The sequence below is a fragment of the Brucella cytisi genome, assembly GCF_038433355.1.
GTDB lineage: Bacteria > Pseudomonadota > Alphaproteobacteria > Rhizobiales > Rhizobiaceae > Brucella > Brucella cytisi.
The window spans coordinates 437887-464637 of record NZ_JBCAUP010000002.1; the positions used below are offsets into that span (position 1 = coordinate 437887).

Sequence of the window (26751 nt, forward strand, 5' to 3'; positions counted from 1 at the left end):
AAGCTCGGTGACTATGAAAGTAATATGACTTTCCCTATCACCGGAAAAACGCTAGACACGCGCAAACAGTCAGATACGTGCCAACTGTGGCACCGCCATGAATAAAGGAATCGAAACTTGTCCTCTACTTTTGACAAAGTCGCCGACATCATCGCCGAAACCAGTGAAATCGACCGTGACACCATCACGCCGGATAGCCACACCATCGACGATCTGGGCATCGACAGCCTCGACTTCCTCGACATCGTCTTCGCCATCGACAAGGCTTTCGGCATCAAGATTCCGCTTGAGCAGTGGACCCAGGAAGTGAACGAAGGCAAGGTTCCGACCGAAGAATATTTCGTTCTCAAGAACCTCTGCGCAAAAATCGATGAGCTGGTTGCAGCCAAAAAAGGCTGATCCGGCACATAATATGGCGGTATTGAGGGGTGAACAGAAATGTTCGCCCTGATTCCGTTTCTGGTAGCGCGAATTTTTCGCGTGTCAGAGCAGTCTCAGCATCGACGGACAAACGGGACCCATGCAGAACAATAAAGTCGTCATCACAGGTATCGGCATCATCTCCTCGCTCGGCGAAGGGGTCGATGTGCATTGGAACGCTTTCTCGAAGGCTGGCACTGAGCCGCGCCTCGAAAAGGAAGCCTTTGCGCCTTACACTGTTCATCCATTGGGTGAAGTGGACTGGAGCCTGCAGATTCCAAAGCGTGGCGATCAGCGCCAGATGGAAACCTGGCAGCGCCTTGGCACCTATGCCGCAGGGCTTGCTCTGCAGGATGCTGGCATGAAGGACGACGAGGCGCTTTGCGCGACCATGGATATGGTCGTGGGGGCCGGTGGTGGCGAACGTGACATTACCGTCGATATGCAGATTCTGGACGAAGGCCGCACTCGCAACGATCGCGGCGTCATGCTGAACGAGAAACTCTCGACCGAACTGCGCCCTACCCTGTTTCTGGCGCAGCTTTCCAACCTGCTCGCAGGCAATATTTCGATCGTCCACAAGGTGACCGGTTCTTCGCGTACCTTCATGGGCGAAGAAGGTTCCGGCCTTTCGGCTATCGAAACCGCAGCCGCGCGCATTCGCACGGGTCAGAGCACCCATGCGCTGGTTGGCGGTTCCTACAATGCCGAACATTTCGACATGATTCTCGGTCACGAGCTTGGCGGGCTACTCAAGCATGATGGCTGGGCACCGCTCTGGCAGCGCGACGGTTCGGCTGGCGGCGGCATGATTTCCGGTTCCGGCGGCGTGTTCCTTGTACTGGAAAGCGCTGACCACGCAGCCAAGCGCGGTGCGCGCGCTTATGCCGAAGTTGCTGGCATCGAAAGTGCACAGATCCGGCGCGACAATGCCGATCTTACGAACACCATCCGTGAACTCATCCTTGCAGCCAATGACGGCAAGGACCCCTCCTATGTTGTTTCCGCCGCTTCCGGCGCCCATGAAGCGACCGGCGCAGAGAAAACCGCCCTGGACGCTCTGTCAGCCACTTATCGCGGCATTTCCGGCCTGACCGGTCATTTGCGCGAAGCGCAGTTCCCGCTGGCGCTGGCACTTGCGGCCATATCCGTTTGGAAAGGCGAGGCTTTTGCACCGCTGGATGCATCCGAAAAGGATGCCAGTCGCCCAATCAGCGAAGCAATTGTCACCGCAGTCGGAGCGACTCGTGCCGAAGGCGCAGCAAAGCTGGTGAGAGTATAAGATGACGAAATATACAGACCATCTCGGCCGTCCCATTGTCGCCATCACCGGCGCAGGTGTGGTTTCCTCGCTCGGTCAGGGCAAGGAAGACAACTGGGCTGCATTGACCGGCGGAAAATCGGGTATCCATGCCATCACCCGCTTTCCAACCGACAACCTCAATACACGCTTCTCCGGAACTGTCGATTTCCTGGCCGAAAGCGATGTGGGTGCATCGGCGCTCTCCGAAGCGCTGGCCCGGCTCGCAGGTGAGGAAGCTCTCGCACAGTCCGGCCTTTCGTCTACCGATTTCGGCGGTCCGCTTTTTCTGGCAGCTCCTCCGGTCGAACTGGACTGGAAAAGCCGGTTTGCACTTGATGCGACCGTGAAGAATGAAGGTCCGGCAAGCTATCCGCTCCTGCTGGAAGCCTGTCGCCGCGCCCGTCAGAATGACCTCTTCAATACGACCCAGTTCGGCTATATCGCTGAACGCCTGTCGGAAGCTTTTGGCACGCGCGGCCTGCCGATCACGCTTTCGACCGCATGTGCCTCGGGTGCGACTGCGATCCAGCTCGGTGTCGAAGCCATCCGTCGTGGCGAAAGTGATCGGGTACTTTCCATCGGAACCGATGGTTCGGTCTCTGCCGAAGCCCTGATCCGCTTTTCGCTGCTTTCGGCCCTTTCCACCCAGAACGACAAGCCGGAAAAGGCTTCCAAGCCTTTCTCCAAGGATCGTGACGGTTTTGCCATGTCGGAAGGTTCCGGCGCGCTGGTGATGGAATCACTCGAAAGTGCTGTTGCACGCGGCGCCAAGGTTCTGGGCATTCTGGCCGGTTGCGGCGAAAAGGCCGATGATTTCCACCGTACCCGTTCCAAGCCAGACGCTTCACCTGCCATTGGCACGGTGCGCGCCGCATTGGCCGATGCCGGTCTGACCGAAGAGCAGATTTCCTATATCAACGCCCACGGTACCTCGACGCCTGAAAACGACAAGATGGAATATCTGGCGCTTTCGACAGTATTCGGTGACAAGCTTGCCTCCATCCCGGTTTCCTCCAACAAGTCGATGATCGGCCATACGCTGACCGCCGCGGGTGCTATCGAGGCAGTCTTCTCGCTGCTGACGATCCAGACGGGCACCCTGCCCCCGACCATCAATTATGACAATCCGGACCCGGCTGTTCCGCTTGATGTCGTGCCGAATGTGAAGCGTCAGGCAGAAGTTTCTGCCGTGCTTTCCAACTCGTTCGGTTTCGGCGGACAAAATACGAGCCTTGTTTTGGCGGCAAATCCGAATTAATCGGTCCGACAAATACGAATTTGCCGATGATCCCGGACGGTTCGCCGTTTCCGGGATTATGTCTTGAAAAGGATTACTTCATGCGCGCCTTGCAGCTTCTCGACGATCGCCGCCTTGAAATCACCGATATCGCACCGCCGCCTGCCCCCGGCATTGGCGAGGTAACCGTGAAGATCAAGGCCGTTGCGCTCAACCACATCGACGTGTGGGGCTGGCGCGGCATGGCGTTTGCCAAGCGCAAGATGCCGCTGGTTATCGGTGCGGAAGCTTCAGGCGTTGTGGATGCTGTCGGCCCCGGCGTTTCCAATCTCCTGCCCGGTCAGCTCGTCTCGATCTATGGTGCGCGCACCTGTGGTCTTTGCCGCGCCTGCCGCGAAGGCCGTGACAATCTGTGCGAACATGTCGGCGGCGTGCATGGTTTCCATCTCGACGGCTTTGCCTGCGAGGCAGTGAACCTGCCTGCCCGTCTTCTCGTTCCGGCACCTCCCGGTCTGGATGCCATCGGCGCCGCCGTCGCCCCTGTAACCTTCGGTACGGTCGAGCATATGCTGTTCGATAATGCCAAGCTTGAGCCCGGCGAAACCGTTCTCGTTCAGGCCGGCGGTTCCGGCATCGGTTCAGCCGCGATCCAGCTTGCCAAGAAGATGGGCTGCACGGTCATCACCACGGTAGGTTCTGACGACAAGATCGAGAAGGCCAAAGCGCTCGGCGCCGATCACGTCATCAACTACCGGGAAGACCGCTTCGAGGGCGTGGTGCGCAAGCTCACCAAGAAGAAGGGTGTAGACGTGGTGTTCGAGCATGTCGGCGCGGATACCTGGGCCGGTTCGATGCTTTGCATGAAGCGCGGCGCGCGCCTCGTTACCTGCGGTTCGACCTCGGGCGTCTCGACAAACATGAACCTGATGCAGCTTTTCCAGCAGCAGCTCAAGATTCTGGGTTCCTTCGGTTGCCGTATGGAAAACATGGCCGACGCCATGCAGAAAATGGCGCGCGGCATCGTGCATCCGGTCATCGACACCGTGGTCGGATTCAACGATATCGACACGGCGCTGAAGCGCATGGAAGGCCGCGACGTCTTCGGCAAGATCATTCTCGAGATCGACTGAGTCGCCCACGTCCATGATGTTCAAGCTGAAACTTCTGCTCTTCCGCTGGACCCGCAAGCTGAAGCAGTTCAACTACTGGCTCTGGGCGCAGGCCGTCTTTCTGCTGCTTGGCCTGCTGCGCCTTTTTCCGGCGAAGGCTGCAATCAGCTTTTCAGCCAAGGTGGCCCGTCTAGTCGGGCCGCTGACGCCGCGCCACAAGGTTGCCACCGATAATCTGTGTCAGGCTTATCCTGAGAAAAGCGACGCGGAAATCGAGGAAATCGCCCGCGAAATGTGGGAATCGATGGCGCGCCTTCTCGCGGAATATATCTTCCTCGACGCCGTTTTCGACTTCGACCCCAATGCCACAACGCCGGGCCTGGTCGAAGTGGAAGGCATTCCGATTTTCGAACGTCTCCGCGACGAGAAGAAGCCGCATATCTTCTTCACCGCTCATACCGGTAATTTCGAGCTTCTGCCGATCTGCGCCGCCACATTCGGCCTGAATGTCACCGCGCTGTTTCGCCCGCCCAACAATCCCTATATCGCCAACAAGGTTCTGAAAGCCCGCCATACCAATATGGGCCATCTCGTGCCTTCCAAGGCAGGTGCCGCCTGGGCGCTTGCGCATATCCTCGATGAAGGCGGCAATGTCGGTATGCTGGTGGACCAGAAATTCCGCCGCGGTGTGCCTTCCACCTTCTTCAATCGCCCGGTGAAAACCAATCCGCTACTGGCCAAGCTTGCGCGGCAATATGATTGCGACGTCTATCCGGCACGCTGTATCCGCCTTCCCGGCGGGCGTTATCGTCTCGAACTCTATGAGCGCATGGAATTGCCGCGCGACGACAAGGGTGAGATCGATGTTGCCGCAACCGCACAGCTGTTGAACGATACCGTTGAGACATGGGTGCGCGAATATCCCGGCCAGTGGATGTGGTTCCACAAGCGCTGGGGATAGGATTCTTGCCCCTCATGTGCTAGGGGCTGGCCAAAGTTACGGAGATCACATATGCGCCCCATCGCCATCGCCCCGTCCATCCTTTCCGCCGATTTTGCCCGTCTTGGCGAAGAAGTCGACGCCGTGCTGGAAGCCGGTGCCGACTGGGTGCATATCGACGTCATGGACGGGCATTTTGTGCCGAATATTACTTTCGGTTCGCAGGTGGTGAACGCGATCCGCCCGCGCACCAAGGCATTCTTCGATGCGCATCTGATGATTGCGCCCTGCGACCCGTATCTGGCCCCGTTTGCCGATGCTGGTTGCGATCTCATCACAATTCACGCCGAAGCCGGTCCGCACACGCACCGTTCGCTGCAGTCGATCCGCGCTCTCGGCAAGAAAGCCGGTCTGGCGCTTAACCCGGCAACGCCCGCCGAAGCGCTGACGAACGTCATCGATGATGTCGATCTCGTCCTCGTCATGACCGTCAATCCCGGTTTTGGCGGCCAGAAGTTCATCACGCCGATGCTCGACAAGATCAAGCGCGTCCGCGAAATGGTTGGCGACCGCCCTATCGACATCGAAGTTGACGGCGGTATTACACCGGAAACCGCAGGCTCGGTCGTTGCCGCTGGCGCCAACATTCTCGTGGCCGGTTCTGCGGTCTACAAAGGCAACTCCGTCGAGAGCTACCGCGCCAATATCCAGGCGATCCGCGCCGCTGCCGAGGCCGCACGTAATCACTAAACTCCGTCCGTCTATTCCATTCTATAGGATGCACTCATGATCCCGCGCTATTCCCGGCCTGAAATGGTCGCCATCTGGTCGCCCGAAACGAAGTTCCGCATCTGGTTCGAGATCGAAGCCTATGCCTGCGAGGCGCTGGCGCAACTCGGCGTCATCCCGAAGGAAGCGGCGAAGACCATCTGGGAAAAGGGTAGCGTGGCGAAGTTTGACGTCGCCCGTATCGACGAGATCGAGGCCGTCACGAAGCATGACGTCATTGCATTTCTGACCCATCTGGCCGAATTCATCGGTCCGGACAGCCGCTTTGTGCATCAGGGCATGACCTCGTCGGACGTGCTCGACACCACGCTCAACGTCCAGCTCGTACGCGCTGCCGATCTGCTGCTTGCCGACATGGACCGCGTTCTGGAAGCTCTGAAGAAGCGTGCTTTTGAACACAAGGACACGGTTCGCATCGGCCGCAGCCACGGCATTCACGCCGAACCGACCACAATGGGCCTGACCTTCGCGCGTTTCTATGCAGAAATGCAGCGCAACCGCGCCCGTCTCGTCGCAGCGCGTGCCGAGATTGCGACCGGCGCGATTTCCGGCGCTGTCGGCACCTTCGCCAATATCGACCCGCGCGTTGAGGAATATGTCTGCGCCAAGCTTGGCCTCGAAGCCGAGCCGGTTTCCACGCAGGTCATCCCGCGTGACCGTCACGCCATGTTCTTCGCGACACTCGGCGTCATCGCCTCGTCCATCGAAAATGTCGCCATCGAAATCCGCCACATGCAGCGTACCGAAGTTCTGGAAGCGGAAGAATTCTTCTCTCCGGGCCAGAAAGGTTCGTCGGCCATGCCGCACAAGCGCAATCCGGTTCTGACCGAAAACCTGACCGGCCTCGCCCGTCTGGTGCGTATGTCGGTCACGCCCGCCATGGAAAATGTCGCTCTCTGGCACGAACGCGATATTTCGCATTCGAGCGTCGAGCGCGCCATTGGCCCGGACACCACCATCACGCTCGACTTCGCGCTCAACCGTCTGGCTGGCGTGATCGAAAAGCTGGTCATCTACCCGGACAACATGCTGAAAAACATGAACAAGTTCCGCGGTCTGGTGCATTCGCAGCGCGTGCTTCTGGCGCTCACTCAGGCAGGTGTGTCGCGTGAAGATGCTTATCGTCTTGTGCAGCGCAATGCCATGAAGGTCTGGGAACAGGACGCCGACTTCCTTGAGGAACTGCTGGCCGACACGGAAGTGCGCGCCGCGCTTTCCGAAGACCAGATCCGCGAAAAGTTCGATCTCGGCTACCACACCAAGCATGTAGATACGATTTTCAAGCGCGTCTTCGGTTAAGATTTCGGCTCTGACGGCCTGCAAATCGCGTCTTACTGCGCTTCCGGTGCTCACGTACCTCAGATACGCTGCGCTCTGGTTCTTGCAAGTCGCGATTTTCGGCACGTCATAACCAAAATCTGCGCCCCCTTTAATTGGTTCATAATTTGAATCCGAAAAAAGCCCCATGTTTATGAAAACATGGGGCTTTTTACATTCCGGAGACGGGCTGGTTTACGCCTTGGTCTTGATCGTATTGACCACGTTGCCCCATGGGTCCACGAAGGTGCTGTTATTACCGCCACGCGTGTCTTCCAGCTCAACCCAGCCGAGGCCGGTCCGATCCTCGTCACGCTTGCCAGCACCGGCACTCTGCCAAGCATTAGCAGCGATATGGTGATGGTAGCGCCCGGTGGACATGAACACAGCCCGGTCACCATAGGTTTGAACAGTTTCGAGGCCGAGTTCATTGTGCCAGAAGGTTTCGGCTTCATGCGCATTGCCGACGCGCAGATGAACGTGACCAACCACGGTGTTTTGCGGTGCGCCGTCCCATTCTCCGCCCTCGCGCTTGATGACATCGAGCAAATTGCTGACATCGAGCGGATCGGTGCTCATGGCAACACGGTCGCCATTCCATTGCCACTCATTGTTCGGACGATCTGAATAGATTTCGATACCGTTGCCCTCGGGATCGGTCAGATAGATGGCTTCGCTTACCTTGTGGTCCGATGCACCGCTGACCGGCAATTGCTTGTCGATGGCGCGGCGCGACCAGCGCGCAAGGTCGCCACGTGTCGGCAGCAGGAATGCGGTGTGATACAAACCGGCGCTGCGTGGGTCGTCCGGCCTGGCCGCCGAAAACTGTTCAATTTCCATCAGTTCGCGGTCACCTGCACCGAGCACAATCGACGCGCCGCGACGCGTCATCTCGCGCAAGCCGACGACATCGTGATAATATTCAGCCAATGTTTCAGCATCGCGCGCCTTCAGACCAACGCGAGCCACACGCATTGGCGTGGTCATTGCGAATGGAAGCGGAGCAACCGTACGTTCAGTTTCGACTGCGGTTGCTCCCAAATGCTGTGTCATGTCGCCCTCCTTCGACGGCATTTCTGCGCGAACAGGAAGAATGTTGGCCATGGCAGCAGTCCCGGCAGCGCCGAGGATATTACGTCTGCTGATTGTCATGCCAGTCTCTCCGCCGTGTTTCAAATCTTGCCTAAACATCACCATTTGGGACATGTTTCACAAGATCACGATCAGCGAACAGGCTGTTCATCATTCGCATGCCTTCTATACCAAGCATACAACAAGCACGGCTTGAAGAAGTTACAAAGCCTCTCTAAATGGGAAGCCATGAAAGTCAAAGACGCAGATATCCTCATCATCCCCGGCTATACCAATTCCGGCCCCGACCACTGGCAGACCCGTTGGGAGAGCAAACTCTCGACGGCGCGGCGCGTCGAGCAGGCCGAGTGGACCAAACCTGTTCGCGAAGACTGGATTGGTGAAGTGGTAAAGGCCGCCAATGCGGCAACCAGGCCGATTGTTCTCGTCGCGCATTCGCTCGGCGTTGCAACTGTAGTTCATGCCTTGCCGCATTTTCAGCACAAGGTGGCTGGAGCCTTTTTCGTGGCGCCTCCGGATGTTTCCAACGACAAGATCCGCCCCAAGCATCTGATGACGTTCGGCCCCTACCCGCGTGAACGTCTGCCATTCCCCACGATCACCGTGGTCAGCCGCAACGATCCCTTCTCCAGCTTTGAAGCTGCCGAAGATGTCGTGAAGGACTGGGGTGCAATGCTGATCGACGCTGGCGAATCCGGGCATATCAACTCGGAATCCGGGCATGGACCGTGGCCGGAAGGCTCGATGGTGTTCGCCGAGTTCATGACGCAACTACAGGCGCCCAAGCATCACTGACCAGAAAGGGAAACAGAATGGTAGGACACGCTACCATTCTTCCCATCGTACTTCCAATCGCCCGCCCAAGGCTCGCACCCCCGGCTAATTGCCTTGAAGTTTGGATAGTTGCAACGATAACCGCGTGTTTGAAAATATCGCCCGGTACCAGCCTCGTCATCCAAATCCCGCATAATCCAGTTTATTTCGTAACAGCGGCTCCTGCACTGATCAAGTGAGAGAACGCCGGTAACCTTGTAGGGCTTCTTCTTGCGTCGATAATTATAATAACGCGCTGCCGACTGGATTTTCGACCAGTCTACACCGGGAAAAGCATCACATGTTTCTTCCCGCTTGCTTCTGGATAGAGTTTCCGCAGTTTTTGTTTCGCAGACCATCCCCAACATAATTTCTTGGGAACAAGCCCTAGTTTTTGGCAGCGTGTCTGCACTGCTTTTCTCGACCGGGTATCCAGAACCTGGCAAATCGTAAAATAATCGGGATAGAAAAACTGACATACCCAGTCTTCGTCATCAGTCCATAATCGATGCCCGCTGATCGTGAACCCGGAACGCAATATCCTTAGACGAGCCCGCTCCGCCAAGGCCGCATTTCGCGATAGATATTTGAGGTCCATTGAGAAAACACCGACGAGCTAGTTTTTCTTCACTTTCATTACGCGGAAGGAGTTGAACGTGTCGGCTTTGTCAGTAAAAGCATCCACGATAGCTTTAGGGAGAGCGTTCAACTCTCTCAGTTTATAAGCAAGGTTCGCAAACTCCAGTTTCAGCCATTCTATTTCCTGGCCCCGGGCTTCCAGGATACGTGCTTCGATTTCCGCTTTCTGACGGAGAAGATCATCAAGTTCAGACATTCAAATCCCTCGAATAAGCGCGCAGATAAAGACGTTCGCGATGAAATTGCGTAGCTAGCAGTTGATGCGAACTTATCGGCCCATTCACCGGGCTTCCAGTTGCAATTGTTTGGGCCCAAACATTCCGGTGAGTCCACTGTAAGCAAAAGAAAAGGCGGGGCATCAGCCCGCCTTTTCTTGTTGAATATCTTGCAATGGAATTAGTCGCGAACCGCTTTGGTCAGCGTTTCTGCTGCGAGCCGGATATAACCGCCATCATTGCTGAGTGTCAGGAAGCGGAAACCAAGCGGAATGTAGCGACGCGCAAACTCGGGCGAAGGTGAATAAATACCGGCGATCTTTCCTGCCGCAGCAGCTTTGCGGGCAATATTGCCGATAGGTTCCACAATCGCATCCGAATTCGGATTTGCCTCACGCCCGTTGCTCCACGCAATGGAGAAATCCGCGGGGCCGACGAAAACGCCGTCGATGCCGCGAACATCCAGAATGGCATCCAGCGCATCGTAGGCATCGCGCGTTTCAATCATCGCGAAGGCAAGCGTATCGTGATTTGCGGTGGTCAGATAATCGTTGGAACCCGGTGCGCCGTAATCCGCATTGGCCCGGAATACGCCCCATGAGCGTTCGCCCACCGGCGGATATTTCATGGCGGCTGCAAACCTGCGGGCATCCTCGACGGAATTGATCATCGGAGCGATGACCGCCTGCGCACCAAAATCCAGCGCACGGCTTGCCATGTCGAAGCGTCCGACAGGAACGCGCACGACCGGCGGCTTGCCAGCGTTCAGGATAAGGCCGAGAGAACGAAGAACACTCGCCTCGTCGTGGCCGCCATGCTGCATGTCCAGCGTTACGGCATCGAAGGCGCTATGGGCGAGAATTTCGACCGTCAGGGGTTCGGGAAGGGAGGACCATGCAGAAAGCACTGTTTCCCCGGCGCGAAGGCGCGAAGACAACGACATTCGAATTTCCTTTATTTCAAAAGGATCAGGGCGGAAGTGCTATCTATCCTTCCGCCCCGAACCATCCATCAATCCTGCTTTACCTGGCGGATTGCCTCTTCAAGGAAAGCAAACATCTTCTCACGAATAACTTCGTCTGCAACGCTTACACTTGCCGCATCGAAGTCGGCGCGCACCTTGCGGAAAACATCCTCATCGCCAGCTTCTTCAAAGTCGGCGGCAACGACTTCCTTGGCATAGGCTTCGGCATCCGCATCCTTCTTGCCAAGCTGGTCTGCGGCCCAGAGTCCCAGAAGCTTGTTGCGGCGTGCCTCCGCCTTGAAGCGCAGTTCCGCATCAAGCGCGAATTTCTTTTCAAAAGCGTCGCGGCGATCATCCATGCCAGTGGTCATTCATAAAGCTCCCAGACTTACAAGTTAGAAGAGATCGTCATCCGTTCTCTTGCCTAAAGCTGGCAAGGGGAGCAAGATTATACAAGAGCTAAAGACTACTTTCTTGCGACTCATGCATAAACTTGCATCAGAAACAGCGAAAACGGGGGAACGGGCACAAAGCAGGATTGTTAAAAGCCCACAATTGCTATAGGTAGCCCGCGAGAATAGCGGCTTAGAGCCGATCACCATAAATATGGAAATCCGAGAAAAGCCATGAACCGTCGCCGCCGTATTTACGAGGGCAAGGCCAAGATTCTTTATGAAGGCCCTGAACCCGGTACGCTCGTCCAATTTTTCAAAGATGATGCAACCGCTTTCAATGCAAAGAAGCATGAAGTCATCGACGGAAAAGGCGTGCTGAACAACCGCATTTCCGAGCATATTTTCACCCAGCTTAACCGCATTGGCATTCCAACTCACTTCATCCGCCGCCTCAACATGCGTGAGCAGCTGATCAAGGAAGTGGAAATCATTCCGCTTGAAGTGGTTGTGCGCAATGTCGCTGCCGGTTCGCTGGCAAAGCGCCTTGGCCTTGAAGAAGGCACCGTGCTGCCGCGCTCGATCATCGAGTTCTATTACAAGGCTGACGCGCTCGACGACCCGATGGTCACCGAAGAGCATATCACCGCTTTCGGCTGGGCAAGCCCGCCGGAAATCGACGACATCATGGCGCTCGCCATTCGCGTCAACGACTTCCTGACCGGCCTGTTCCTCGGCATCGGCATCCAGCTTGTCGATTTCAAGATGGAATGCGGTCGCTTGTGGGAAGGCGACATGATGCGCATCGTCGTCGCAGACGAAATTTCTCCGGACTCAGCGCGTCTTTGGGACATCACCACCAATGACAAGCTCGACAAGGACCGTTTCCGCCGCGACATGGGCGGACTGGTTGAGGCCTATCAGGAAGTGGCTCGCCGTCTCGGCATCATGAACGAGAACGACACGCCGCGCCCGGCTGGCCCTACACTTGTGAAGTAAAATGATCCGCCCAGCCCAGAAGGGCACGATCCCGAAAAGTCGACACGGTTTTCGGGATCATGCCAAATCAAGCCTTCCGGGCTGTTTCATTCGTTCTAAAATTGCAGGAACTACAGAGTGATCAAGGCACGCGTCACCGTTACACTGAAAAACGGCGTTCTCGACCCGCAGGGCAAGGCAATCGTCGGCGCGCTCGGCAGCCTCGGTTTTGACGGCGTCAACTCGGCCCGTCAGGGCAAGGTTTTCGACCTCGAACTGAATGGCTCCGACAAGAGCAAGGCCGAAGCCGACCTGAAGGCCATGTGCGAAAAGCTGCTCGCCAACACGGTGATCGAAGACTATTCCATCGCCATCGGCTGATCAGGCAAAGGACAGAGACGCTCATGAAATCCGCAGTCATTCTCCTTCCCGGCCTCAATCGCGATCGCGACATGATCGCAGCACTCACCAAGATCACCGGACAGGCACCGGTGACCGTCTGGCAGACCGATACGAGCATTCCCGACGATGTGGACCTGATCCTGATTCCGGGCGGCTTTTCCTATGGTGACTATCTGCGATGCGGTGCGATTGCAGCCCGTATGCCGGTGATGCAGGCCGTTCGCGAGAAGGCCGATAAGGGCGTCATGGTCATGGGTGTCTGCAACGGTTTCCAGATTCTCGTCGAAGCCGGACTTCTGCCGGGTGCATTGATGCGCAATGCTTCGCTCAAGTTCGTCTGCCGCGAAGTAAAGCTCGAAGTGACCAACGCCAACACGTTGTTCACGCGCGGCTACAAGCCGGGGCAGATCATCCGCTGCCCGGTCGCGCATCATGACGGCAATTATTTCGCCGATGCCGAAACGCTGAAGCATCTCGAAGGCGAAGGCCAGGTTGTGTTCCGCTATGCCGAAGGCACCAATCCGAACGGATCGGTCAATGACATTGCCGGTATCGTCAACGCACGCGGCAATGTGCTCGGCATGATGCCGCATCCGGAAAACCTGATCGAATCCGCGCATGGCGGTGATGACGGTCGGGCGCTCTTCGCTGGCGCGCTGGGCCTCGCTGCATAAGCTGGTACACAGATAAACGGAAAAGGCGGCTCGATTGAAGCCGCCTTTTTTATTGCGCCTGCTCTGACGCCTCAGCTGCAAAACTGCACTGGCAAAGCATCTATTTTCGTGGCAGCTTGACTTCGGGAGGGTCCTGATCAAGGAGGAATCGTCAGGATCGCCCCATATTTGTTTCATGCGCTATCCAGGCAGGAGCGTTCACACTTTTGCTGGAAATGCCTCGCACATTTTAGCGATAACGAATCAGGGGAACTTCATTCATGCAGCTTTATTCCAGACCTCTTTCCCCTTACTCGGCCTTTGTCCGCGGGGTTCTTTACCTGAAGGACCTGTCGTTCAAGCCGATGAACATGCCCTACCCGTTCCCAGCCGATTTCGGCAATATCACACCGCTCCGCCGAGTTCCTGTGCTGATTACCAGTTCCGGAGAAACGCTGTACGAAGGGACGGTGATCGCCGAATATCTCGAAGATCATTTTCCCGAAATATCCGTGCTGCCCGGAACGCCGCGCGAGCGCGCACTTATTCGCCTCCTTGCCCGAGTGACGGAACTGGACGTGCTTGGACCCACGATGAAGCTTTTCATCCTTTTGAGCAAGCCCGAGCGCGACAATGCAAGCATCGAACGCCTGTTCGAAAAGATGCATACCGGCCTGAAAGTGGTCGAAAGCCGTCTCTCGGACAAAGCCTATGCCACTGGAGACGAACCGACCCTTGCAGATTGCTGGCTGTTGCCGGTGCGTTTTCTGATGGAACCGTTGAAGAAGCTCTCGGGCAAAGCGGATTTGCTGGACGAGTTCCCGAAGTTTGATGCATATGCCGCCAAGGCAAAACAGCATCCGGTTTTTGAGCGCATCTGGAACGAGATGGATGACGGACTGAAAGCTTTCATGCCGCAACTAGCCTGACACTGTTTACCCCCACCTCTCATGCGTGCCTTTTGAAGGCACGCACTATCGGAGCCCCTCCTTGAAGACCAAGACTTTCGCTCTTCTGGCCCTCCCGGCCATTGCATTGCTTGCAGCCTGCACTTCCAGCAAACCCACGGGGCCCATCGCCGTCGACGCCAGCAAGGCGGCACTGCCAACCATGGAGCGCATCGCGCTGGCAGCAAATAACTGCTGGTTCAAATCCAAGGACAAGGATTTCCGCGGTTACTCACTCGCGCCGGAACTGAATTCCTTCACCGGACGTCCGCGCATTCTGGTCGTGCCCGCCCGTAATCCGGCATTACGTCCGCTGCTCGTCGTGCAGGCGCAAGGCAATCCTGCACGCGTCGAGGCTTTCGGTCCGATGATGCAGGAAAGCCATGGCGGCAGGATCGCCGCCGACGTCAACCGCTGGGCTTCAGGCCAGAGCGGTTGCCAGTAATCAAGCTGTCGCGGAAAGCTGCTTTCCGCGACATACTTCAACGCAAGTGAAAACGCACCTTACGCGCTTCGCGCTCTGCTTCGTCGCGCTGTAGTCCGATATCGCGCAACTGATCGTCAGTCAGTTCGCCGAGGGCGATCCGACTGCGCCGCAGCATCATTCGATAAGACATCCAATCCAGAGCATTTCCAGCAAAAGTGCGAAGCGTCTTCGCAGGGAAATCAGTCCGCTGGACTGATTTCTTTTCCAGCTTCGATGCGTCGGACAATGCGTAAGAACAAAAAGAGACAACACGCCGTACATATCCGATCTGCGGTTGGGACGCCGCCATCAGATTGACCTGCAAAGCTTTTGGCAAATCCGTAATGCTATCAGCTACGGGCTCAGGAAGAATTGTATCTATTGTCTCGGTCTGCGGTCTAAAGTAAAACATTGGCTCGGTCCATTTCATTGCCAGTTGGGCCAGTTGGGAGCTGGGAAGCAGTCGAGACAAACCTTATGTTTAGCTCGATGTCTGCATTGTCACCAAGTAGCGACGAATTGACTCTACAATTGACTTGGCAATAGGTACAATTTATAAGTTGTCACCATGACAAATTGGATTCCAGATCTTGCCGGTAAATCCGGTCCATTTTACCTGCAGCTTGCCGATGCCATCGAAGAAGCCATCGGGAATGGTGGATTGCCAGCGGGTATCAAACTTCCTCCACAGCGCAATCTCGCATTCGACTTGAAGGTGACAATCGGCACAATCGGTCGTGCCTATGCTCTGGCCCACGAACGTGGTCTCGTGACGGGCGAAGTCGGTCGAGGAACTTACGTTCTGGGCGAAGAACCGGCAGACAACGCGCTGACCGCCTCTGGCATTGCTGGTACAAAGCCTGCCGATGTCCCTTCCGGGAAAATACGTTTCGACACGACTGCGGCGCCGGATGTCGGCCAGCATGAAGTTCTGGCCAAAATCAATGCCGACATTCATCGGGATTTTCCGCAGGATATTGCGAGCTATTCGCGCTATTTTCCGCAGCACTGGCTGGAAGCCGGGCAAAAATGGCTTTCGCGAGCCGACTGGCGACCAGATCTTGACAGCATTGTCGTTACCAATGGGGCGCAGGCTGCGAGCATCGCCATCATCACGGCCTTCACGAATCCGGGCGATCGCATCCTGTTCGAAAATCTGACCTATGCGCAGATCAGCCGCTCCGTGCGCCTTCTCGGGCGCCGTACCATTCAGGCCGGTCTGGATGAATATGGCCTGATCCCGGAAGAATTCGAACGGGCCTGCCGCCAGCAGCATCCGACTCTCGCCTTTTTGATGCCGACGCTGCACAATCCGACCCTGTCCGTCATGCCGGAAGAACGCCGTCGTGCAATCGCCGACATCGCAAGGCGTTACAATGTCTGGCTTATCGAAGACGATATCTATGGCATCATGTGCGACAGCCAGATTCCACCCTTGGCAAGCTTTGCGCCTGAACGCACATTCGTCGTCTCCGGTCTGTCAAAGGCCGTTGCCGCAGGCATACGCAGCGGATGGGTCGCCTGCCCTGCGCATTGCGCCCAACGCGTGAAGGTAACGCACAAGATGGTCACAGGCGGCGCAGCATTCCTGCTCGCTGAAACCGGCGCTCAGCTGGTGTTGTCCGGCGAGGCAGACGCCATTCACAGCAAATGCCGCGAAGAAACGGTCATTCGCGAAAAGATGGCGCGAGAAATCTTCAACGGTTTCGATTTCGTATCCTGTCCGACAGTTCCATTCCTGTGGATGGGACTGCCCGAGCCGTGGCTTTCGGGCACGTTCAAGGCGGCGGCCTATGAAAGCGGAATCCTGATCGACGACGAAGATGAGTTCAAGGCCGGACGTGTCGATCAGATCTATCACAGGGTCCGCGTTGCCTTCTCGTCTCCGGCTGATCGCAGTGTCGTCGAAAACAGTTTTCTGACGCTCCGTCGCCTGCTCGAAAACGAACAGGCGGGATATGAAGGGAGTGTCTGACAGGCTGGTTTCTTTTTATCGTTATTGATATAGGATTGAGGCTGGGAAAGCGGCATTTTCCTGTCGCACTTCATGAAAACTTAGGTTAAAGAGGCGCCTTGAAACCTTAGGTATCTAGCCTTCGGCAGAAGGTTTTCGGGTACCGCAGCCTGCGACGGGGTTCCCCATTTCCATGACTATTTCCAATACGCGAGACATCACGCCGGAATTGATCGAAGCGCATGGTCTTAAGCCGGACGAGTATCAGCGCATTCTTGATCTGATCGGACGCGAGCCCACCTTCACAGAGCTCGGGATTTTCTCGGCGATGTGGAACGAGCATTGCTCCTACAAGTCCTCCAAGAAATGGCTTCGCACGCTTCCGACAACCGGACCGCGCGTTATTCAGGGCCCTGGCGAAAACGCAGGCGTGGTGGACATCGGCGATGGCGATTGCGTCGTCTTCAAGATGGAAAGCCACAACCATCCGTCCTACATCGAGCCCTATCAGGGTGCAGCGACCGGCGTTGGCGGCATTTTGCGCGACGTGTTCACCATGGGCGCGCGTCCCGTTGCGGCCATGAATGCGCTCCGCTTCGGCGAGCCCGATCATCCGAAGACCCGTCACCTGGTATCCGGCGTCGTGTCGGGCATCGGCGGCTATGGCAATGCCTTCGGCGTGCCGACCGTTGGCGGCGAAGTGAACTTCGACAAGCGCTATAACGGCAATATCCTGGTCAATGCCTTTGCTGCCGGTCTTGCCAAGCATGATGGCATCTTCCTATCGGAAGCCAAAGGCGTAGGCCTGCCGGTTGTCTATCTGGGTGCCAAGACGGGCCGCGACGGTGTCGGCGGCGCGACCATGGCATCAGCTGAATTCGATGAGTCGATTGAAGAAAAGCGCCCGACCGTTCAGGTCGGCGATCCATTTACCGAAAAGTGCCTGCTCGAAGCCTGTCTTGAGCTAATGGCCTCCGGCGCAGTTATCGCCATTCAGGATATGGGTGCGGCTGGCCTCACCTGTTCGGCTGTCGAAATGGGCGCCAAGGGTGACCTCGGCATTGAACTCATACTCGACCATGTTCCCGTCCGCGAAGAGAACATGACGGCTTATGAAATGATGCTGTCGGAAAGCCAGGAGCGCATGCTCATGGTTCTGAAACCTGAGAAGGAAGCCGAAGCGCAGGCGATCTTCCGCAAGTGGGGTCTCGACTTCGCCATCGTTGGCAAGACGACTGACGATCTTCGTTTCCGCGTCATTCATCAGGGTGAAGAAGTCGCCAATCTGCCGATCAAGGATCTGGGCGATGAAGCACCGGAATATGATCGTCCGTGGATGGAGCCAGGCAAGCACGCGCCGCTTCCCGCGAGCAATGTGTCGCAAGTGGAAGATTACTCCACTGCCCTTCTCAAGCTGATTGGCTCGCCTGATCTTTCATCCCGTCGCTGGGTCTATGAACAGTACGATACGCTCATTCAGGGCAACTCGTTGCAGGTTCCGGGCGGCGATGCCGGTGTAATCCGCGTCGAGGGCCATGACACCAAGGCTCTCGCCTTCTCATCCGACGTGACCCCGCGCTATTGCGAAGCCGATCCATTCGAGGGTGGCAAGCAGGCCGTGGCCGAATGCTGGCGCAACATCACTGCGACTGGCGCTGAGCCGCTGGCATCGACCGACAACCTGAACTTCGGCAATCCTGAAAAGCCGGAAATCATGGGCCAGCTCGTCAAGGCTATCGAAGGCATCGGTGAAGCCTGCCGTGCGCTGGATTTCCCGATCGTTTCGGGCAATGTCTCGCTCTATAACGAAACCAACGGTCAAGCCATTCTGCCGACGCCGACCATTGCCGGCGTAGGCCTCATCCCTGACTGGACACAAACCGCCAAGATCGGCGGCATGCGGGATGGTGACACGCTGGTTCTGCTTGGTGGCGATGGCACACATCTCGGCCAGTCCATTTACCTGCGCGATCTGTTTGATCGTGCCGATGGTCCTGCCCCGACCGTCGATCTTACTCTTGAAAAGCGTAACGGCGAGTTCGTCCGCTCGGCCATCCGCAACGGTCAGGTCACGGCATGTCATGACCTCTCCGATGGCGGCCTGGCGATTGCCGTCGCGGAAATGGCGATCAAGTCCGGTAAGGGTGCAGAGCTCGATGGCGGTGACGGTCTGCCGCACGCAGTTCTTTTCGGTGAAGATCAGGCGCGCTATGTCGTCGCGGCTACGGCGGAAATGGCAAAGCTCATTGCCCTCAATGCTGAAGGCGCAGGCGTCCCGTTCCGCGTGCTCGGCACGGTTGGCGGCGACAGCCTGAAGATTGGCAACGTCGTCGATGTCAGTGTTGTCGATCTGACCGACGCCTTTGAAGGCTGGTTCCCCGGCTTCATGAGTGGCGAACCGGTCAGCGATAACTGATCGTATTTCTTTCACCTGAACTCTTTAGTTTACGCATTATCCGACGCATCGAAGCGGGAAAAGAAATCAGTCCAGCGGACTGATTTCCCCGCGAAGGCGCTTCGCACTTTTGCTGGAAATGCTCTAATTGCCGCCCAGATGGAAACCCTGTCCGGGCGGTTTGCTTGTCGGCTGTTTAAGCGTTAGACAGATGTTAGTTGACGTTCCACGATGGTGCGTTACGATTCGATAAAATGAGAAGAAGAAGCCGGAAACGGCGGGAGATTTTACATGGCTATGGACGCACATGAGATCGAAAAACTGATACGCGAGGGGATTCCTGACGCAAAGGTGACGATCCGCGACCTTGCCGGAGACGGAGACCATTATGCCGCCGAGGTTGTCGCGGAAAGTTTCCGCGGCAAGTCCCGCGTGCAGCAGCACCAGATGGTCTATGATGCGCTGAAGGGTAATATGGGCGGTGTGCTGCATGCACTCGCCCTGCAGACCAGCGTACCGGAATAACGGAAGGCCGTTCTGGGGGCCCCATTTCGATGAGCAAATCCTGCTGCGGCAAGATGCAGCTCCCCTTGATACGGATTTCTTGAGCATTTGACTTGCATTCGCCCCAACGGGGTGGTTACCAGCATTCAAATGACTATATTGGGAAAGACCTCCCTGTTTGCGTCGAAATTTGCCTCGACGTATTTGTTTAGCGCATAATCCTGTCCGAAAAGTCAGGCGACTTTTCGGGGTTATGCTTGGAAAGGACCGCAAATGACCGGCATCAACGATTTCATCGCGAATGAAGTGAAGACCAACGACGTCGTGCTTTTCATGAAGGGCACGCCGGGTTTCCCGCAGTGCGGTTTCTCCGGTCAGGTCGTTCAGATCCTCGACTATCTCGGTGTGGAGTATAAGGGCGTCAACGTTCTGTCTTCGGATGAACTGCGTCAGGGCATCAAGGAATATTCGAGCTGGCCAACCATTCCTCAGCTTTATGTAAAGGGCGAATTCGTCGGCGGCTGCGATATCATACGCGAAATGTTCCAATCGAGCGAGTTGCAGGCACTTTTTACCGATAAGGGTATTGCCACAAAGGCAGCTTGAGGATTAATTGCCGATTATACGGCTTCAGCCTCACCTTTTTCCAAAGGCGCCGTTCTACGGCGCCTTTTGCATTTGCTAGAGCGGTTCCAGTTAAAACAGAGCCGCTGGAATCGCTCTAAGTATTTTTCCGTCGCATTTCCTACGCAAAACCGCTTCGCACTTTTGCTGGAAATGCTCTAGATGCTGCAACGACAGATTTTCATCTGTCTGCTTCTGCTTTCTAAATTTTGTCTTTCGTATCGTGTCTCGCGACGCGATGCGCCACTTTGCCAAGGAATGCCAGTCATGCCGCTCGACATCAAGAACGGTTCGTCGGACCAGAAGACTTCCATGCGTGGACGCGGTGAATTCATCGCGCTCATCGCGGCGATCATGGCCATCAATGCGCTGGCGGTCGACATCATGCTGCCCGGCCTGCCGCAGATCGGTGCAAGCCTCGGCGTTCAGTCGGAAAACCACGTCCAGTTCGTCATCACTGCCTATCTGCTCGGGTTTGGCGTTTCGCAGCTCTTCTATGGCCCCTTGAGCGACCGCTTCGGCCGCAGGCTGCCGCTGTTCGCCGGGCTCGTCATTTACATTCTGGCAGCTCTGGGAGCGGCCATCGTCACCGATTTCACGACGCTTATCATCCTGCGTGTATTGCAGGGGCTTGGCGCTGCTGCCACGCGCGTGATCGCCGTATCCGTCGTTCGCGACAAGTTCGCCGGGCGTCAGATGGCCGAGGTCATGTCACTCGTCATGATGGTTTTCATGATCCTGCCCGTCGTTGCGCCCGCAACCGGCCAACTCATCATGCTTTTCGGCGAATGGCACCTGATCTTTCTGTCGATGGCCTTCATGGCATTTGTCATCGGTATCTGGGCGTTTCTTCGCCTGCCCGAAACCCTGCCTGCTACCAACCGGCGCCCGCTGACGGTCAAGAGTGTAATTGGCGGTTTCGGCATCGTTCTTTCGAACCGCGTCGCCCTGTTTTATATGCTCGGCACCTCGTTCATTCTCGGTGCGCTGTTCGGCTATATCAACTCGGCTCAGCAGATTTTCGTCGACATCTACAAGCTCGGTGCCTTGTTCCCGCTGGCTTTCGCTGCCGTCGCCATGACGCTGGCGCTCGCCTCGTTCATGAACTCGCGCCTAGTCGGTCGTTACGGTATGCGGCGAATTTCCCAGACCATGTTGCTGGTCTTCACCAGCTTCAGCCTTTTGTGGATGGTACTTTCGGTCACGATGGAAGGCCCTGTTCCCTTCCCGATCCTGATGGCGATCTACATGACCATCATGTTCTCGTTCAGCCTCGTGACAGCCAATTTCAACGCACTGGCGATGGAGCCGCTCGGCGAAGTTGCCGGAACAGCCTCCTCCGTTCTGGGCTTCGCTCAAACGGTGATCGGTGCGGCATTGGGCGCGATTATCGGTCAAGCCTTTGACGGCACCACAACGCCGGTTGCAACCGGCTATTGCGTGCTCGGATTCGTCGCGCTCGGCTGCGTTTTGATAGCCGAACGCGGACGGTTGTTCAGGGTGCAGAACCCGCCCGCCGAACATGTGATCTGATCAAATATCAGTCATAAACAATCAAAGCCCGCTAATAGTTAGCGGGCTTTTCTTATGCCATACACATGCTATCAGTGGGTGTTTCGGGAGCAAAAGCAGAACGCGCCGGCCAGCAGGCGCATCGGGGAGGATAAGCCACCTCGACTTTGGCAAGAGCTTTGCTCTCGAACCGGAGTGACACAAATGGGTTTCATACCCGTGAGTATCACGCTGACGATAAAGAAAACCCGCACGGGCTGGCAATGCTACGTGCGGGTCAGACTCTTTATCTAAGCGAAACGGGTTGGGAGTTCGCGCTCCCAACCCACTCCGCCAATATAGTGCCCAAGTGTCCAAAACACAAGCTGGGCCCAAGCGTTGCTAATCTTCCCACAGCGCGGCGTGAATGGATTGCCAGCTGTCCTTGCTGGGCGCGGCCAGAATACCGCCGCCGGTATGTGACGGCAGATAATCACTTCCATCCCAGCGCGCGAGATAGCCACCGGCTTCCTGATGGATCAGCGCACCGGGCAGATGATCCCACGGCATCAGCTTGTTGTAGACCACGAAATGCGCGCCGCCGGTGGCGAGGATGCGATATTCGTGCGCTGCACAGCGATAACCGATCTGGGACAGAAATTTCGTATGATTACGTGCCAGACGCGACCGTGTCGGCTCAGCCGTGTACTGCCAGGAAATCGAACCGGTCATCTGGTTGATCGAAGCTGGCTCTGCAACGCCGACCTTGCTCACATCTCCATTGGCGTGGCGGATGTAGCTTCCGCCTCCCTTTGAAGCCATGATCCAGTCATTACCGACGGGGTCATGAATGATACCGGCAACGGTTTCGCCTTTCGACACCACCGCAAGCATGACACCAAAGAGCGGAACACCAGATGCAAAGTTGAAAGTGCCATCGACGGGATCGATTGTGAAAGCAAGCTCCGCATCATCGAGGCCGGTCAGCAATGCCGGATTGTCCGAGCAGGCTTCCTCACCGACGATCACTGCATCGGCAAAACGTTCCTTGAGCTTGGCAGTGATGAACCGTTCAGCATTCACATCCGCTTCCGTCACCAGATCGGCGGGTGACGTCTTCTGCCGGATATCGCCGACGTCCAGCCTGCGAAACCGGGGCATGATTTCCTGACGCGCCGCATCTGCCAGCAAATCAGCCAGCCAGTCCATCTGTCCTTCGTCAAACCGCATGGTCACCCTCTCCCTCGCCATTCAGCATCAGTCCTGCAAAATCGAACAGTTTGCGATCCAGCAAATGGCTCGGACGCACATTCGTCATGGCGCGGATCATCGTGTCCTTGCGCCCCGGCATACGCTTTTCGATGTCGGTCAGCATGGCTTTCATCGCATTGCGCTGCAGCCCTTCCTGACTGCCGCACAGGTCGCATGGAATGATCGGAAACTGCATTGCGGTCGCAAATTTCTCCAGATCGTCCTCCGCAGCATAAGCCAGCGGGCGGAACACCATCAGGTCTCCTTCGTCGTTCAACAGCTTCGGCGGCATCGCAGCCAGACGCCCGCCGTGGAACAGGTTCATGAAGAAGGTTTCGAGAATATCTTCCCGGTGATGGCCAAGAACGATCGCCGAACAGCACTCTTCACGCGCAATGCGATAGAGATTCCCCCGGCGCAAACGCGAGCAGAGCGAGCAATAGGTGCTGGTTTCAGGCAGCTTGTCGGTCACGATCGAATAGGTATCCTGATATTCGATACGGTGTTCGATTTCATAACGATTGAGGAAATCCGGCAGAATGTGCTTGGGAAAGTTCGGCTGCCCCTGATCCAGATTGACCGCCAGCAGCTCAACAGGCAGCAGGCCGCGCCATTTAAGATCGAGCAGCAGCGCAAGCAGGCCATAGGAATCCTTGCCACCCGAAAGGCAGACCATCCAGCGCTCGCCGGACTTCACCATCGAGAAATCCTCGATAGCCTGCCGCGTCAGACGCAAAAGACGTTTGCGCAGCTTGTTGAACTCGACCGTGGTCGGCACATCGCGGAATAGCGGGTGACAGCCGTCGCTGCCCGCGTCTTCTGCAATATCTGGATCGAAAGCGTTCATGGTGCTTCCCGGAAAAACGATTGAAGATGTTGAAGGCTTAATAGCGAAAACTGGCTGTCGGGAAAACCGTCAAACAAGATTTCTTTATGATTGCGTGCATCAGCACACATCGACCACCCTTTGCCAGCAAAAATGTATGAGTGTTTGCAGCTGCCTTTTACTCTAGAACTCATGCAGGCATTCACGGATGAGATATCTATGGCTCAGTATGTTGGTTCTATAAGTGTTCTTCGGCGAAAGCCGCACATCATCGCGCTCCGAAAACTGTCCTTACTGTTATTCATTGGAGCATTGTTGTCGGCCTGCGCCACATATCATTCCGACCGGCAGATTGACGATACGCTCGGCCCTCCCGGCCCCATCGCCAAAGTGCCGGGATAAAAGCAAAGAAAAAGCCGCGCTGCAGTACAGCGCGGCTTTTCGATTTCGGCATATATCCAGCGCGCCAGAGCGCGCCTGGAATTAACGCGAATAGAATTCGACGACCAGGTTCGGTTCCATCTGGACAGCGTAAGGCACATCCGTCAGGGTCGGAACGCGGGAGTACGTCGCAACCAGCTTGTTGTGGTCGACTTCGATGTAATCCGGAACATCACGTTCTGCGAGCTGAACAGCTTCGAGAACGATAACCAACTGCTTCGACTTTTCGCGAACTTCAACAACGTCACCGGTCTTCAGGCGGTAGGACTGAACGTTGACGCGGCGACCATTCACATTCACGTGGCCGTGATTGATGAACTGGCGGGCAGCAAAGATCGTCGGAACGAACTTGGCGCGATACACAACTGCGTCAAGACGCGATTCCAGCAGACCGATCAGGTTTTCACCGGTGTCGCCCTTGCGGCGAGCGGCTTCTTCGTAGGTCTTGCGGAACTGCTTTTCGGAGATATCGCCGTAGAAGCCCTTGAGCTTCTGCTTTGCGCGGAGCTGTACACCGAAGTCCGACAGCTTGCCCTTGCGGCGCTGGCCGTGCTGGCCCGGGCCATATTCACGGCGGTTTACAGGGGACTTCGGACGGCCCCAGATGTTTTCGCCAAGACGGCGATCAATTTTGTACTTAGCGGATTCGCGCTTGCTCATCGCATTTCCTTCAAAAGGTTATAGCGCCCGGAGGCGCTGGAGGAAACGCGCCCTCCTCTGCCCTCCGTTTGAGAGGACTGACAGGATGAAGCGCGCGAGCGCAATCTTCATCCACGGGACACGTCAAATGAAACGCCGGTGCGAGAACGCGCCAGCGATGGGCGGCTTTTAGTCATGCAGCTGTTATCTTGTCAAGCTCAAGCAGTCGAAAAAGCCTGAAAAACCGGACCGCTGAGGGTGTTTCCTACCATTTGCTACGACCTGCCATCAAGCGTGAAGGAACGCCATCGCCTGTTTCATCATTAGTCATGACGGATCCGCAATTCATGAGGCATCAATGGCTTTGTCTTTTTTCCTGCCCGGCAAGGGTGCATTCACCGCTCTGATTGCCTTGGGCCTTGTTGCGATGCCGTGTTTTCCCGGCATCGATTCTGATCAGGCACAGGCGCAAACTTTCATCGAACGCATCCTGAAACAGGACGCCCAAAAGGCAAAACAGCATCGCAAACGCCCGGCGGTAAAGCGCAGCCAAAAGAAACCGGCTTCGAAACAGCAAGCGGCAACGCAATCGGAAAGCGCTCCGGCAAAAGCCGAAACCAAACCTGCTCCCATGATACCCGTTCCGACGCCTGCCCCTCGCCCGGAAAATACAGCAACCAAGGGGGCAGAACCGGAAACTCCACCCATTCCAACGGAAAAGCCGGAGGGAGAACCCGAAAATCAACCGCTGGCCAAGCCTGCTCCTACAACCCCGACCCAGGCAGACCCGCCAAAACCGGCTGATGATCCGAAGCCGATGGACGAAAAACTGCAAGAAGCAAAACCCGCCCCCGATCAACAGCCAAAGCCGGAAAAGGACGAGCGCGTCTATCAGGTATCCTGCCCGGCGCTGATAGCCGGCGAAGTAGAGGGCAAGCTGCTGCCTCCGATCAAGGATGGCGAGCAATGCGGCGCCCACTCTCCGTTGTCCCTGACCGCCATTGGCAAGGACGACCCTTTGAAATTTGCCAATGCCGTCACCACAAATTGCGCAATGGCAGTCACGCTGGCGCAGTGGAGCAGCGAGGTGACCAAGGCAGCCAAAGATGTTTATGGACCGGATTCGAAAATCGCTGAAATCGGCACCGGCTCGGATTACCAGTGCCGGAAGGTCAACGGCGCATCCACAGGACGCGTTTCCGAACACGCCTTTGCCAACGCGCTCGACATCATGTCGTTCAAGTTTTCGGATGGCAGCAAGACGGAACTGGAAAGCGGCTGGAACGGCACCGACAAGGAGAAGGCTTTCTGGCGCGCTGTGCATAGCGCGAGCTGCAAGCTTTTCATGACGGTAATCGGCCCGGACGGTGATGCAGCACATCGCACCAACATGCATCTCGACCAAGGCTGCCACGGCAAATCCTGTCTTGCGCGCATCTGCCAATAAGATATCGTCGTAACCGTTGGAAATTCATAAAAAAATCAGAATCGCGTCTGTAATCTCTATTTCATTATCGATTCAATTCCGCCGCCCGCCACCGAGCGACGGGTTTCCAGAAGGACATGGGCATGAAATCGACCAAATTTATAATTTCTGCAATTTTAGAGCGTTTCACCTTTTAACGGAACCATATCCGGCGTTTTCCAAATAGTTTTGGCATTCGGCGGGCTGGATGGTTTCGACCAGCCTGCCGATATGACGCCATGTGTCTTCGATGGTGCGCTTTTGTGCATTTCTCATCCAATGCTTGATCTTGGAAAAGGCTTGTTCGATCGGATTGAGGTCCGGCGAATAGGGTGGCAGGAACCAGAGCCGCGCACCGGCGGCTTTGATCAATTGACGGATGGTTGCCGACTTATGGCTGCCGAGATTGTCCATGACGACAATGTCGCCTGGCTTGAGCACCGGGACCAACTGCTGCTCGACATAGGCGCGGAAACACTGGCCGT

The 26751-nt window shown here is 56.3% G+C and carries 29 protein-coding genes; 19 read left to right on the forward strand and 10 right to left on the reverse strand.

Annotation, left to right across the window (positions count from 1 at the left end):
* Nucleotides 1-117: 117 nt before the first annotated feature.
* From AAE521_RS04395 to purB, 7 genes are all read left to right on the forward strand, one after another.
* Entirely contained in the window at nt 118-399 is a 282-nt protein-coding gene (locus tag AAE521_RS04395) for an acyl carrier protein (RefSeq protein ID WP_006466638.1), read from the forward strand.
* A 121-nt stretch (nt 400-520) separates the two neighbouring features.
* Nucleotides 521-1702, forward strand: coding sequence for a beta-ketoacyl-ACP synthase (locus AAE521_RS04400; RefSeq protein ID WP_071631724.1), 1182 nt, complete (start codon nt 521-523; stop codon nt 1700-1702).
* Nucleotide 1703: 1 nt separating this feature from the next.
* Nucleotides 1704-2981: a beta-ketoacyl-ACP synthase gene (locus AAE521_RS04405; protein ID WP_071631725.1), complete on the forward strand. Its 1278-nt coding sequence runs from the start codon at nt 1704-1706 to the stop codon at nt 2979-2981.
* Between the two features lie 80 nt (nt 2982-3061).
* Nucleotides 3062-4090: a zinc-binding dehydrogenase gene (locus AAE521_RS04410; RefSeq protein WP_071631726.1), complete on the forward strand. Its 1029-nt coding sequence runs from the start codon at nt 3062-3064 to the stop codon at nt 4088-4090.
* 13 nt (nt 4091-4103) lie between these two features.
* A complete protein-coding gene (locus AAE521_RS04415; protein ID WP_071631727.1) occupies nt 4104-5030 on the forward strand; it encodes a lipid A biosynthesis lauroyl acyltransferase in 927 nt (308 codons plus the stop codon).
* 51 nt (nt 5031-5081) lie between these two features.
* Nucleotides 5082-5759: a ribulose-phosphate 3-epimerase gene (gene rpe / locus AAE521_RS04420; protein WP_071631728.1), complete on the forward strand. Its 678-nt coding sequence runs from the start codon at nt 5082-5084 to the stop codon at nt 5757-5759.
* A 36-nt stretch (nt 5760-5795) separates the two neighbouring features.
* Nucleotides 5796-7097, forward strand: a complete 1302-nt coding sequence (gene purB, locus AAE521_RS04425) for an adenylosuccinate lyase (protein ID WP_342060573.1) — start codon at nt 5796-5798, stop codon at nt 7095-7097.
* Between the two features lie 213 nt (nt 7098-7310).
* Here the strand turns inward: purB and AAE521_RS04430 are convergent, their stop codons facing one another.
* Entirely contained in the window at nt 7311-8267 is a 957-nt protein-coding gene (locus AAE521_RS04430) for a VOC family protein (protein WP_374864437.1), read from the reverse strand.
* Between the two features lie 168 nt (nt 8268-8435).
* Between AAE521_RS04430 and AAE521_RS04435 the strand changes: the two genes are divergently transcribed.
* Entirely contained in the window at nt 8436-9002 is a 567-nt protein-coding gene (locus AAE521_RS04435; RefSeq protein WP_342060574.1) for an alpha/beta hydrolase, read from the forward strand.
* On the opposite strand, the gene AAE521_RS04440 is transcribed toward AAE521_RS04435, so the two are convergent.
* The 4 genes from AAE521_RS04440 to AAE521_RS04455 form a co-directional block, all read right to left on the reverse strand.
* Entirely contained in the window at nt 8996-9499 is a 504-nt protein-coding gene (locus AAE521_RS04440) for a hypothetical protein (RefSeq protein WP_342060575.1), read from the reverse strand. The two genes, AAE521_RS04435 and AAE521_RS04440, sit on opposite strands and share 7 nt — an antisense overlap.
* Before the next feature lie 137 nt (nt 9500-9636).
* Nucleotides 9637-9855 carry a hypothetical protein gene (locus AAE521_RS04445; protein WP_342060576.1) on the reverse strand — a complete coding sequence of 73 codons (219 nt, stop codon included), beginning with the start codon at nt 9853-9855 and terminating at the stop codon, nt 9637-9639.
* A 200-nt stretch (nt 9856-10055) separates the two neighbouring features.
* Nucleotides 10056-10823 carry an HpcH/HpaI aldolase family protein gene (locus AAE521_RS04450; RefSeq protein WP_029376246.1) on the reverse strand — a complete coding sequence of 256 codons (768 nt, stop codon included), beginning with the start codon at nt 10821-10823 and terminating at the stop codon, nt 10056-10058.
* 62 nt (nt 10824-10885) lie between these two features.
* Complete coding sequence (locus AAE521_RS04455) at nt 10886-11209, reverse strand: DUF1476 domain-containing protein (protein ID WP_010661210.1); 324 nt, start codon at nt 11207-11209, stop codon at nt 10886-10888.
* A 255-nt stretch (nt 11210-11464) separates the two neighbouring features.
* Here AAE521_RS04455 and purC point away from each other — a divergent pair, with 255 nt between their 5' ends.
* The 5 genes from purC to AAE521_RS04480 all read left to right on the forward strand — a co-directional run bounded on the left by purC (nt 11465) and on the right by AAE521_RS04480 (nt 14655).
* Entirely contained in the window at nt 11465-12229 is a 765-nt protein-coding gene (gene purC / locus AAE521_RS04460) for a phosphoribosylaminoimidazolesuccinocarboxamide synthase (protein ID WP_010661209.1), read from the forward strand.
* A 117-nt stretch (nt 12230-12346) separates the two neighbouring features.
* Nucleotides 12347-12589 carry a phosphoribosylformylglycinamidine synthase subunit PurS gene (gene purS / locus AAE521_RS04465; RefSeq protein WP_010661208.1) on the forward strand — a complete coding sequence of 81 codons (243 nt, stop codon included), beginning with the start codon at nt 12347-12349 and terminating at the stop codon, nt 12587-12589.
* Between the two features lie 23 nt (nt 12590-12612).
* On the forward strand, nt 12613-13284 hold the full coding sequence (gene purQ / locus AAE521_RS04470) for a phosphoribosylformylglycinamidine synthase subunit PurQ (protein ID WP_342060577.1): 672 nt from the start codon (nt 12613-12615) through the stop codon (nt 13282-13284).
* Between the two features lie 260 nt (nt 13285-13544).
* Complete coding sequence (locus tag AAE521_RS04475) at nt 13545-14192, forward strand: glutathione S-transferase family protein (RefSeq protein ID WP_342060578.1); 648 nt, start codon at nt 13545-13547, stop codon at nt 14190-14192.
* Nucleotides 14193-14253: 61 nt separating this feature from the next.
* The gene (locus AAE521_RS04480; RefSeq protein ID WP_342060579.1) at nt 14254-14655 is read left to right on the forward strand and encodes a hypothetical protein; all 402 of its coding nucleotides are present in this window, start codon (nt 14254-14256) and stop codon (nt 14653-14655) included.
* Nucleotides 14656-14692: 37 nt separating this feature from the next.
* Here AAE521_RS04480 and AAE521_RS04485 read toward each other — a convergent pair whose 3' ends face one another.
* On the reverse strand, nt 14693-15106 hold the full coding sequence (locus tag AAE521_RS04485; protein ID WP_342060580.1) for a DUF1127 domain-containing protein: 414 nt from the start codon (nt 15104-15106) through the stop codon (nt 14693-14695).
* A 138-nt stretch (nt 15107-15244) separates the two neighbouring features.
* On the opposite strand from AAE521_RS04485, the gene AAE521_RS04490 reads away from it, so the two are divergent.
* From AAE521_RS04490 to AAE521_RS04510, 5 genes are all read left to right on the forward strand, one after another.
* Nucleotides 15245-16651: an aminotransferase-like domain-containing protein gene (locus AAE521_RS04490; RefSeq protein ID WP_342060581.1), complete on the forward strand. Its 1407-nt coding sequence runs from the start codon at nt 15245-15247 to the stop codon at nt 16649-16651.
* 172 nt (nt 16652-16823) lie between these two features.
* On the forward strand, nt 16824-19046 hold the full coding sequence (purL, locus tag AAE521_RS04495; protein ID WP_342060582.1) for a phosphoribosylformylglycinamidine synthase subunit PurL: 2223 nt from the start codon (nt 16824-16826) through the stop codon (nt 19044-19046).
* A gap of 270 nt (nt 19047-19316) precedes the next feature.
* Entirely contained in the window at nt 19317-19550 is a 234-nt protein-coding gene (locus AAE521_RS04500; protein ID WP_006466620.1) for a BolA/IbaG family iron-sulfur metabolism protein, read from the forward strand.
* Between the two features lie 252 nt (nt 19551-19802).
* On the forward strand, nt 19803-20135 hold the full coding sequence (gene grxD, locus AAE521_RS04505) for a Grx4 family monothiol glutaredoxin (protein ID WP_010661201.1): 333 nt from the start codon (nt 19803-19805) through the stop codon (nt 20133-20135).
* 285 nt (nt 20136-20420) lie between these two features.
* Entirely contained in the window at nt 20421-21686 is a 1266-nt protein-coding gene (locus AAE521_RS04510; protein WP_010661200.1) for a multidrug effflux MFS transporter, read from the forward strand.
* Between the two features lie 360 nt (nt 21687-22046).
* Here the strand turns inward: AAE521_RS04510 and AAE521_RS04515 are convergent, their stop codons facing one another.
* The 3 genes from AAE521_RS04515 to rpsD form a co-directional block, all read right to left on the reverse strand.
* Entirely contained in the window at nt 22047-22874 is an 828-nt protein-coding gene (locus AAE521_RS04515) for an inositol monophosphatase family protein (RefSeq protein WP_071631738.1), read from the reverse strand.
* Nucleotides 22864-23742, reverse strand: a complete 879-nt coding sequence (gene ttcA, locus AAE521_RS04520; protein ID WP_342060583.1) for a tRNA 2-thiocytidine(32) synthetase TtcA — start codon at nt 23740-23742, stop codon at nt 22864-22866. Before ttcA ends, AAE521_RS04515 begins: the two co-directional genes overlap by 11 nt.
* A 462-nt stretch (nt 23743-24204) precedes the next feature.
* Nucleotides 24205-24822, reverse strand: a complete 618-nt coding sequence (gene rpsD, locus AAE521_RS04525; protein ID WP_010661196.1) for a 30S ribosomal protein S4 — start codon at nt 24820-24822, stop codon at nt 24205-24207.
* 406 nt (nt 24823-25228) lie between these two features.
* Here rpsD and AAE521_RS04530 point away from each other — a divergent pair, with 406 nt between their 5' ends.
* Nucleotides 25229-26248 carry an extensin-like domain-containing protein gene (locus tag AAE521_RS04530; protein ID WP_342060595.1) on the forward strand — a complete coding sequence of 340 codons (1020 nt, stop codon included), beginning with the start codon at nt 25229-25231 and terminating at the stop codon, nt 26246-26248.
* A gap of 165 nt (nt 26249-26413) precedes the next feature.
* Here the strand turns inward: AAE521_RS04530 and AAE521_RS04535 are convergent.
* A partial coding sequence (locus tag AAE521_RS04535) for a transposase (protein ID WP_342060584.1) occupies nt 26414-26751 on the reverse strand: 338 nt, incomplete at its 5' end.

What these genes read in the sequence shown, in the direction of transcription:
- AAE521_RS04445 (WP_342060576.1), bottom strand. Translation starts at nt 9,855, where the DNA reads ATGTCTGAACTTGATGATCTTCTCCGTCAGAAAGCGGAAATCGAAGCA.
- AAE521_RS04475 (WP_342060578.1), top strand. Translation starts at nt 13,545, where the DNA reads ATGCAGCTTTATTCCAGACCTCTTTCCCCTTACTCGGCCTTTGTCCGC.
- AAE521_RS04490 (WP_342060581.1), top strand. Translation starts at nt 15,245, where the DNA reads ATGACAAATTGGATTCCAGATCTTGCCGGTAAATCCGGTCCATTTTAC.
- purB (WP_342060573.1), top strand. Translation starts at nt 5,796, where the DNA reads ATGATCCCGCGCTATTCCCGGCCTGAAATGGTCGCCATCTGGTCGCCC.
- AAE521_RS04515 (WP_071631738.1), bottom strand. Translation starts at nt 22,874, where the DNA reads ATGCGGTTTGACGAAGGACAGATGGACTGGCTGGCTGATTTGCTGGCA.
- AAE521_RS04500 (WP_006466620.1), top strand. Translation starts at nt 19,317, where the DNA reads ATGGCTATGGACGCACATGAGATCGAAAAACTGATACGCGAGGGGATT.
- AAE521_RS04400 (WP_071631724.1), top strand. Translation starts at nt 521, where the DNA reads ATGCAGAACAATAAAGTCGTCATCACAGGTATCGGCATCATCTCCTCG.
- rpe (WP_071631728.1), top strand. Translation starts at nt 5,082, where the DNA reads ATGCGCCCCATCGCCATCGCCCCGTCCATCCTTTCCGCCGATTTTGCC.
- grxD (WP_010661201.1), top strand. Translation starts at nt 19,803, where the DNA reads ATGACCGGCATCAACGATTTCATCGCGAATGAAGTGAAGACCAACGAC.
- AAE521_RS04430 (WP_374864437.1), bottom strand. Translation starts at nt 8,267, where the DNA reads ATGACAATCAGCAGACGTAATATCCTCGGCGCTGCCGGGACTGCTGCC.
- purQ (WP_342060577.1), top strand. Translation starts at nt 12,613, where the DNA reads ATGAAATCCGCAGTCATTCTCCTTCCCGGCCTCAATCGCGATCGCGAC.
- ttcA (WP_342060583.1), bottom strand. Translation starts at nt 23,742, where the DNA reads ATGAACGCTTTCGATCCAGATATTGCAGAAGACGCGGGCAGCGACGGC.
- AAE521_RS04485 (WP_342060580.1), bottom strand. Translation starts at nt 15,106, where the DNA reads ATGAAATGGACCGAGCCAATGTTTTACTTTAGACCGCAGACCGAGACA.
- AAE521_RS04530 (WP_342060595.1), top strand. Translation starts at nt 25,229, where the DNA reads ATGCCGTGTTTTCCCGGCATCGATTCTGATCAGGCACAGGCGCAAACT.
- AAE521_RS04415 (WP_071631727.1), top strand. Translation starts at nt 4,104, where the DNA reads ATGATGTTCAAGCTGAAACTTCTGCTCTTCCGCTGGACCCGCAAGCTG.
- AAE521_RS04440 (WP_342060575.1), bottom strand. Translation starts at nt 9,499, where the DNA reads ATGTCAGTTTTTCTATCCCGATTATTTTACGATTTGCCAGGTTCTGGA.
- purC (WP_010661209.1), top strand. Translation starts at nt 11,465, where the DNA reads ATGAACCGTCGCCGCCGTATTTACGAGGGCAAGGCCAAGATTCTTTAT.
- AAE521_RS04405 (WP_071631725.1), top strand. Translation starts at nt 1,704, where the DNA reads ATGACGAAATATACAGACCATCTCGGCCGTCCCATTGTCGCCATCACC.
- AAE521_RS04435 (WP_342060574.1), top strand. Translation starts at nt 8,436, where the DNA reads ATGAAAGTCAAAGACGCAGATATCCTCATCATCCCCGGCTATACCAAT.
- rpsD (WP_010661196.1), bottom strand. Translation starts at nt 24,822, where the DNA reads ATGAGCAAGCGCGAATCCGCTAAGTACAAAATTGATCGCCGTCTTGGC.
- AAE521_RS04455 (WP_010661210.1), bottom strand. Translation starts at nt 11,209, where the DNA reads ATGACCACTGGCATGGATGATCGCCGCGACGCTTTTGAAAAGAAATTC.
- AAE521_RS04410 (WP_071631726.1), top strand. Translation starts at nt 3,062, where the DNA reads ATGCGCGCCTTGCAGCTTCTCGACGATCGCCGCCTTGAAATCACCGAT.
- AAE521_RS04510 (WP_010661200.1), top strand. Translation starts at nt 20,421, where the DNA reads ATGCCGCTCGACATCAAGAACGGTTCGTCGGACCAGAAGACTTCCATG.
- purL (WP_342060582.1), top strand. Translation starts at nt 16,824, where the DNA reads ATGACTATTTCCAATACGCGAGACATCACGCCGGAATTGATCGAAGCG.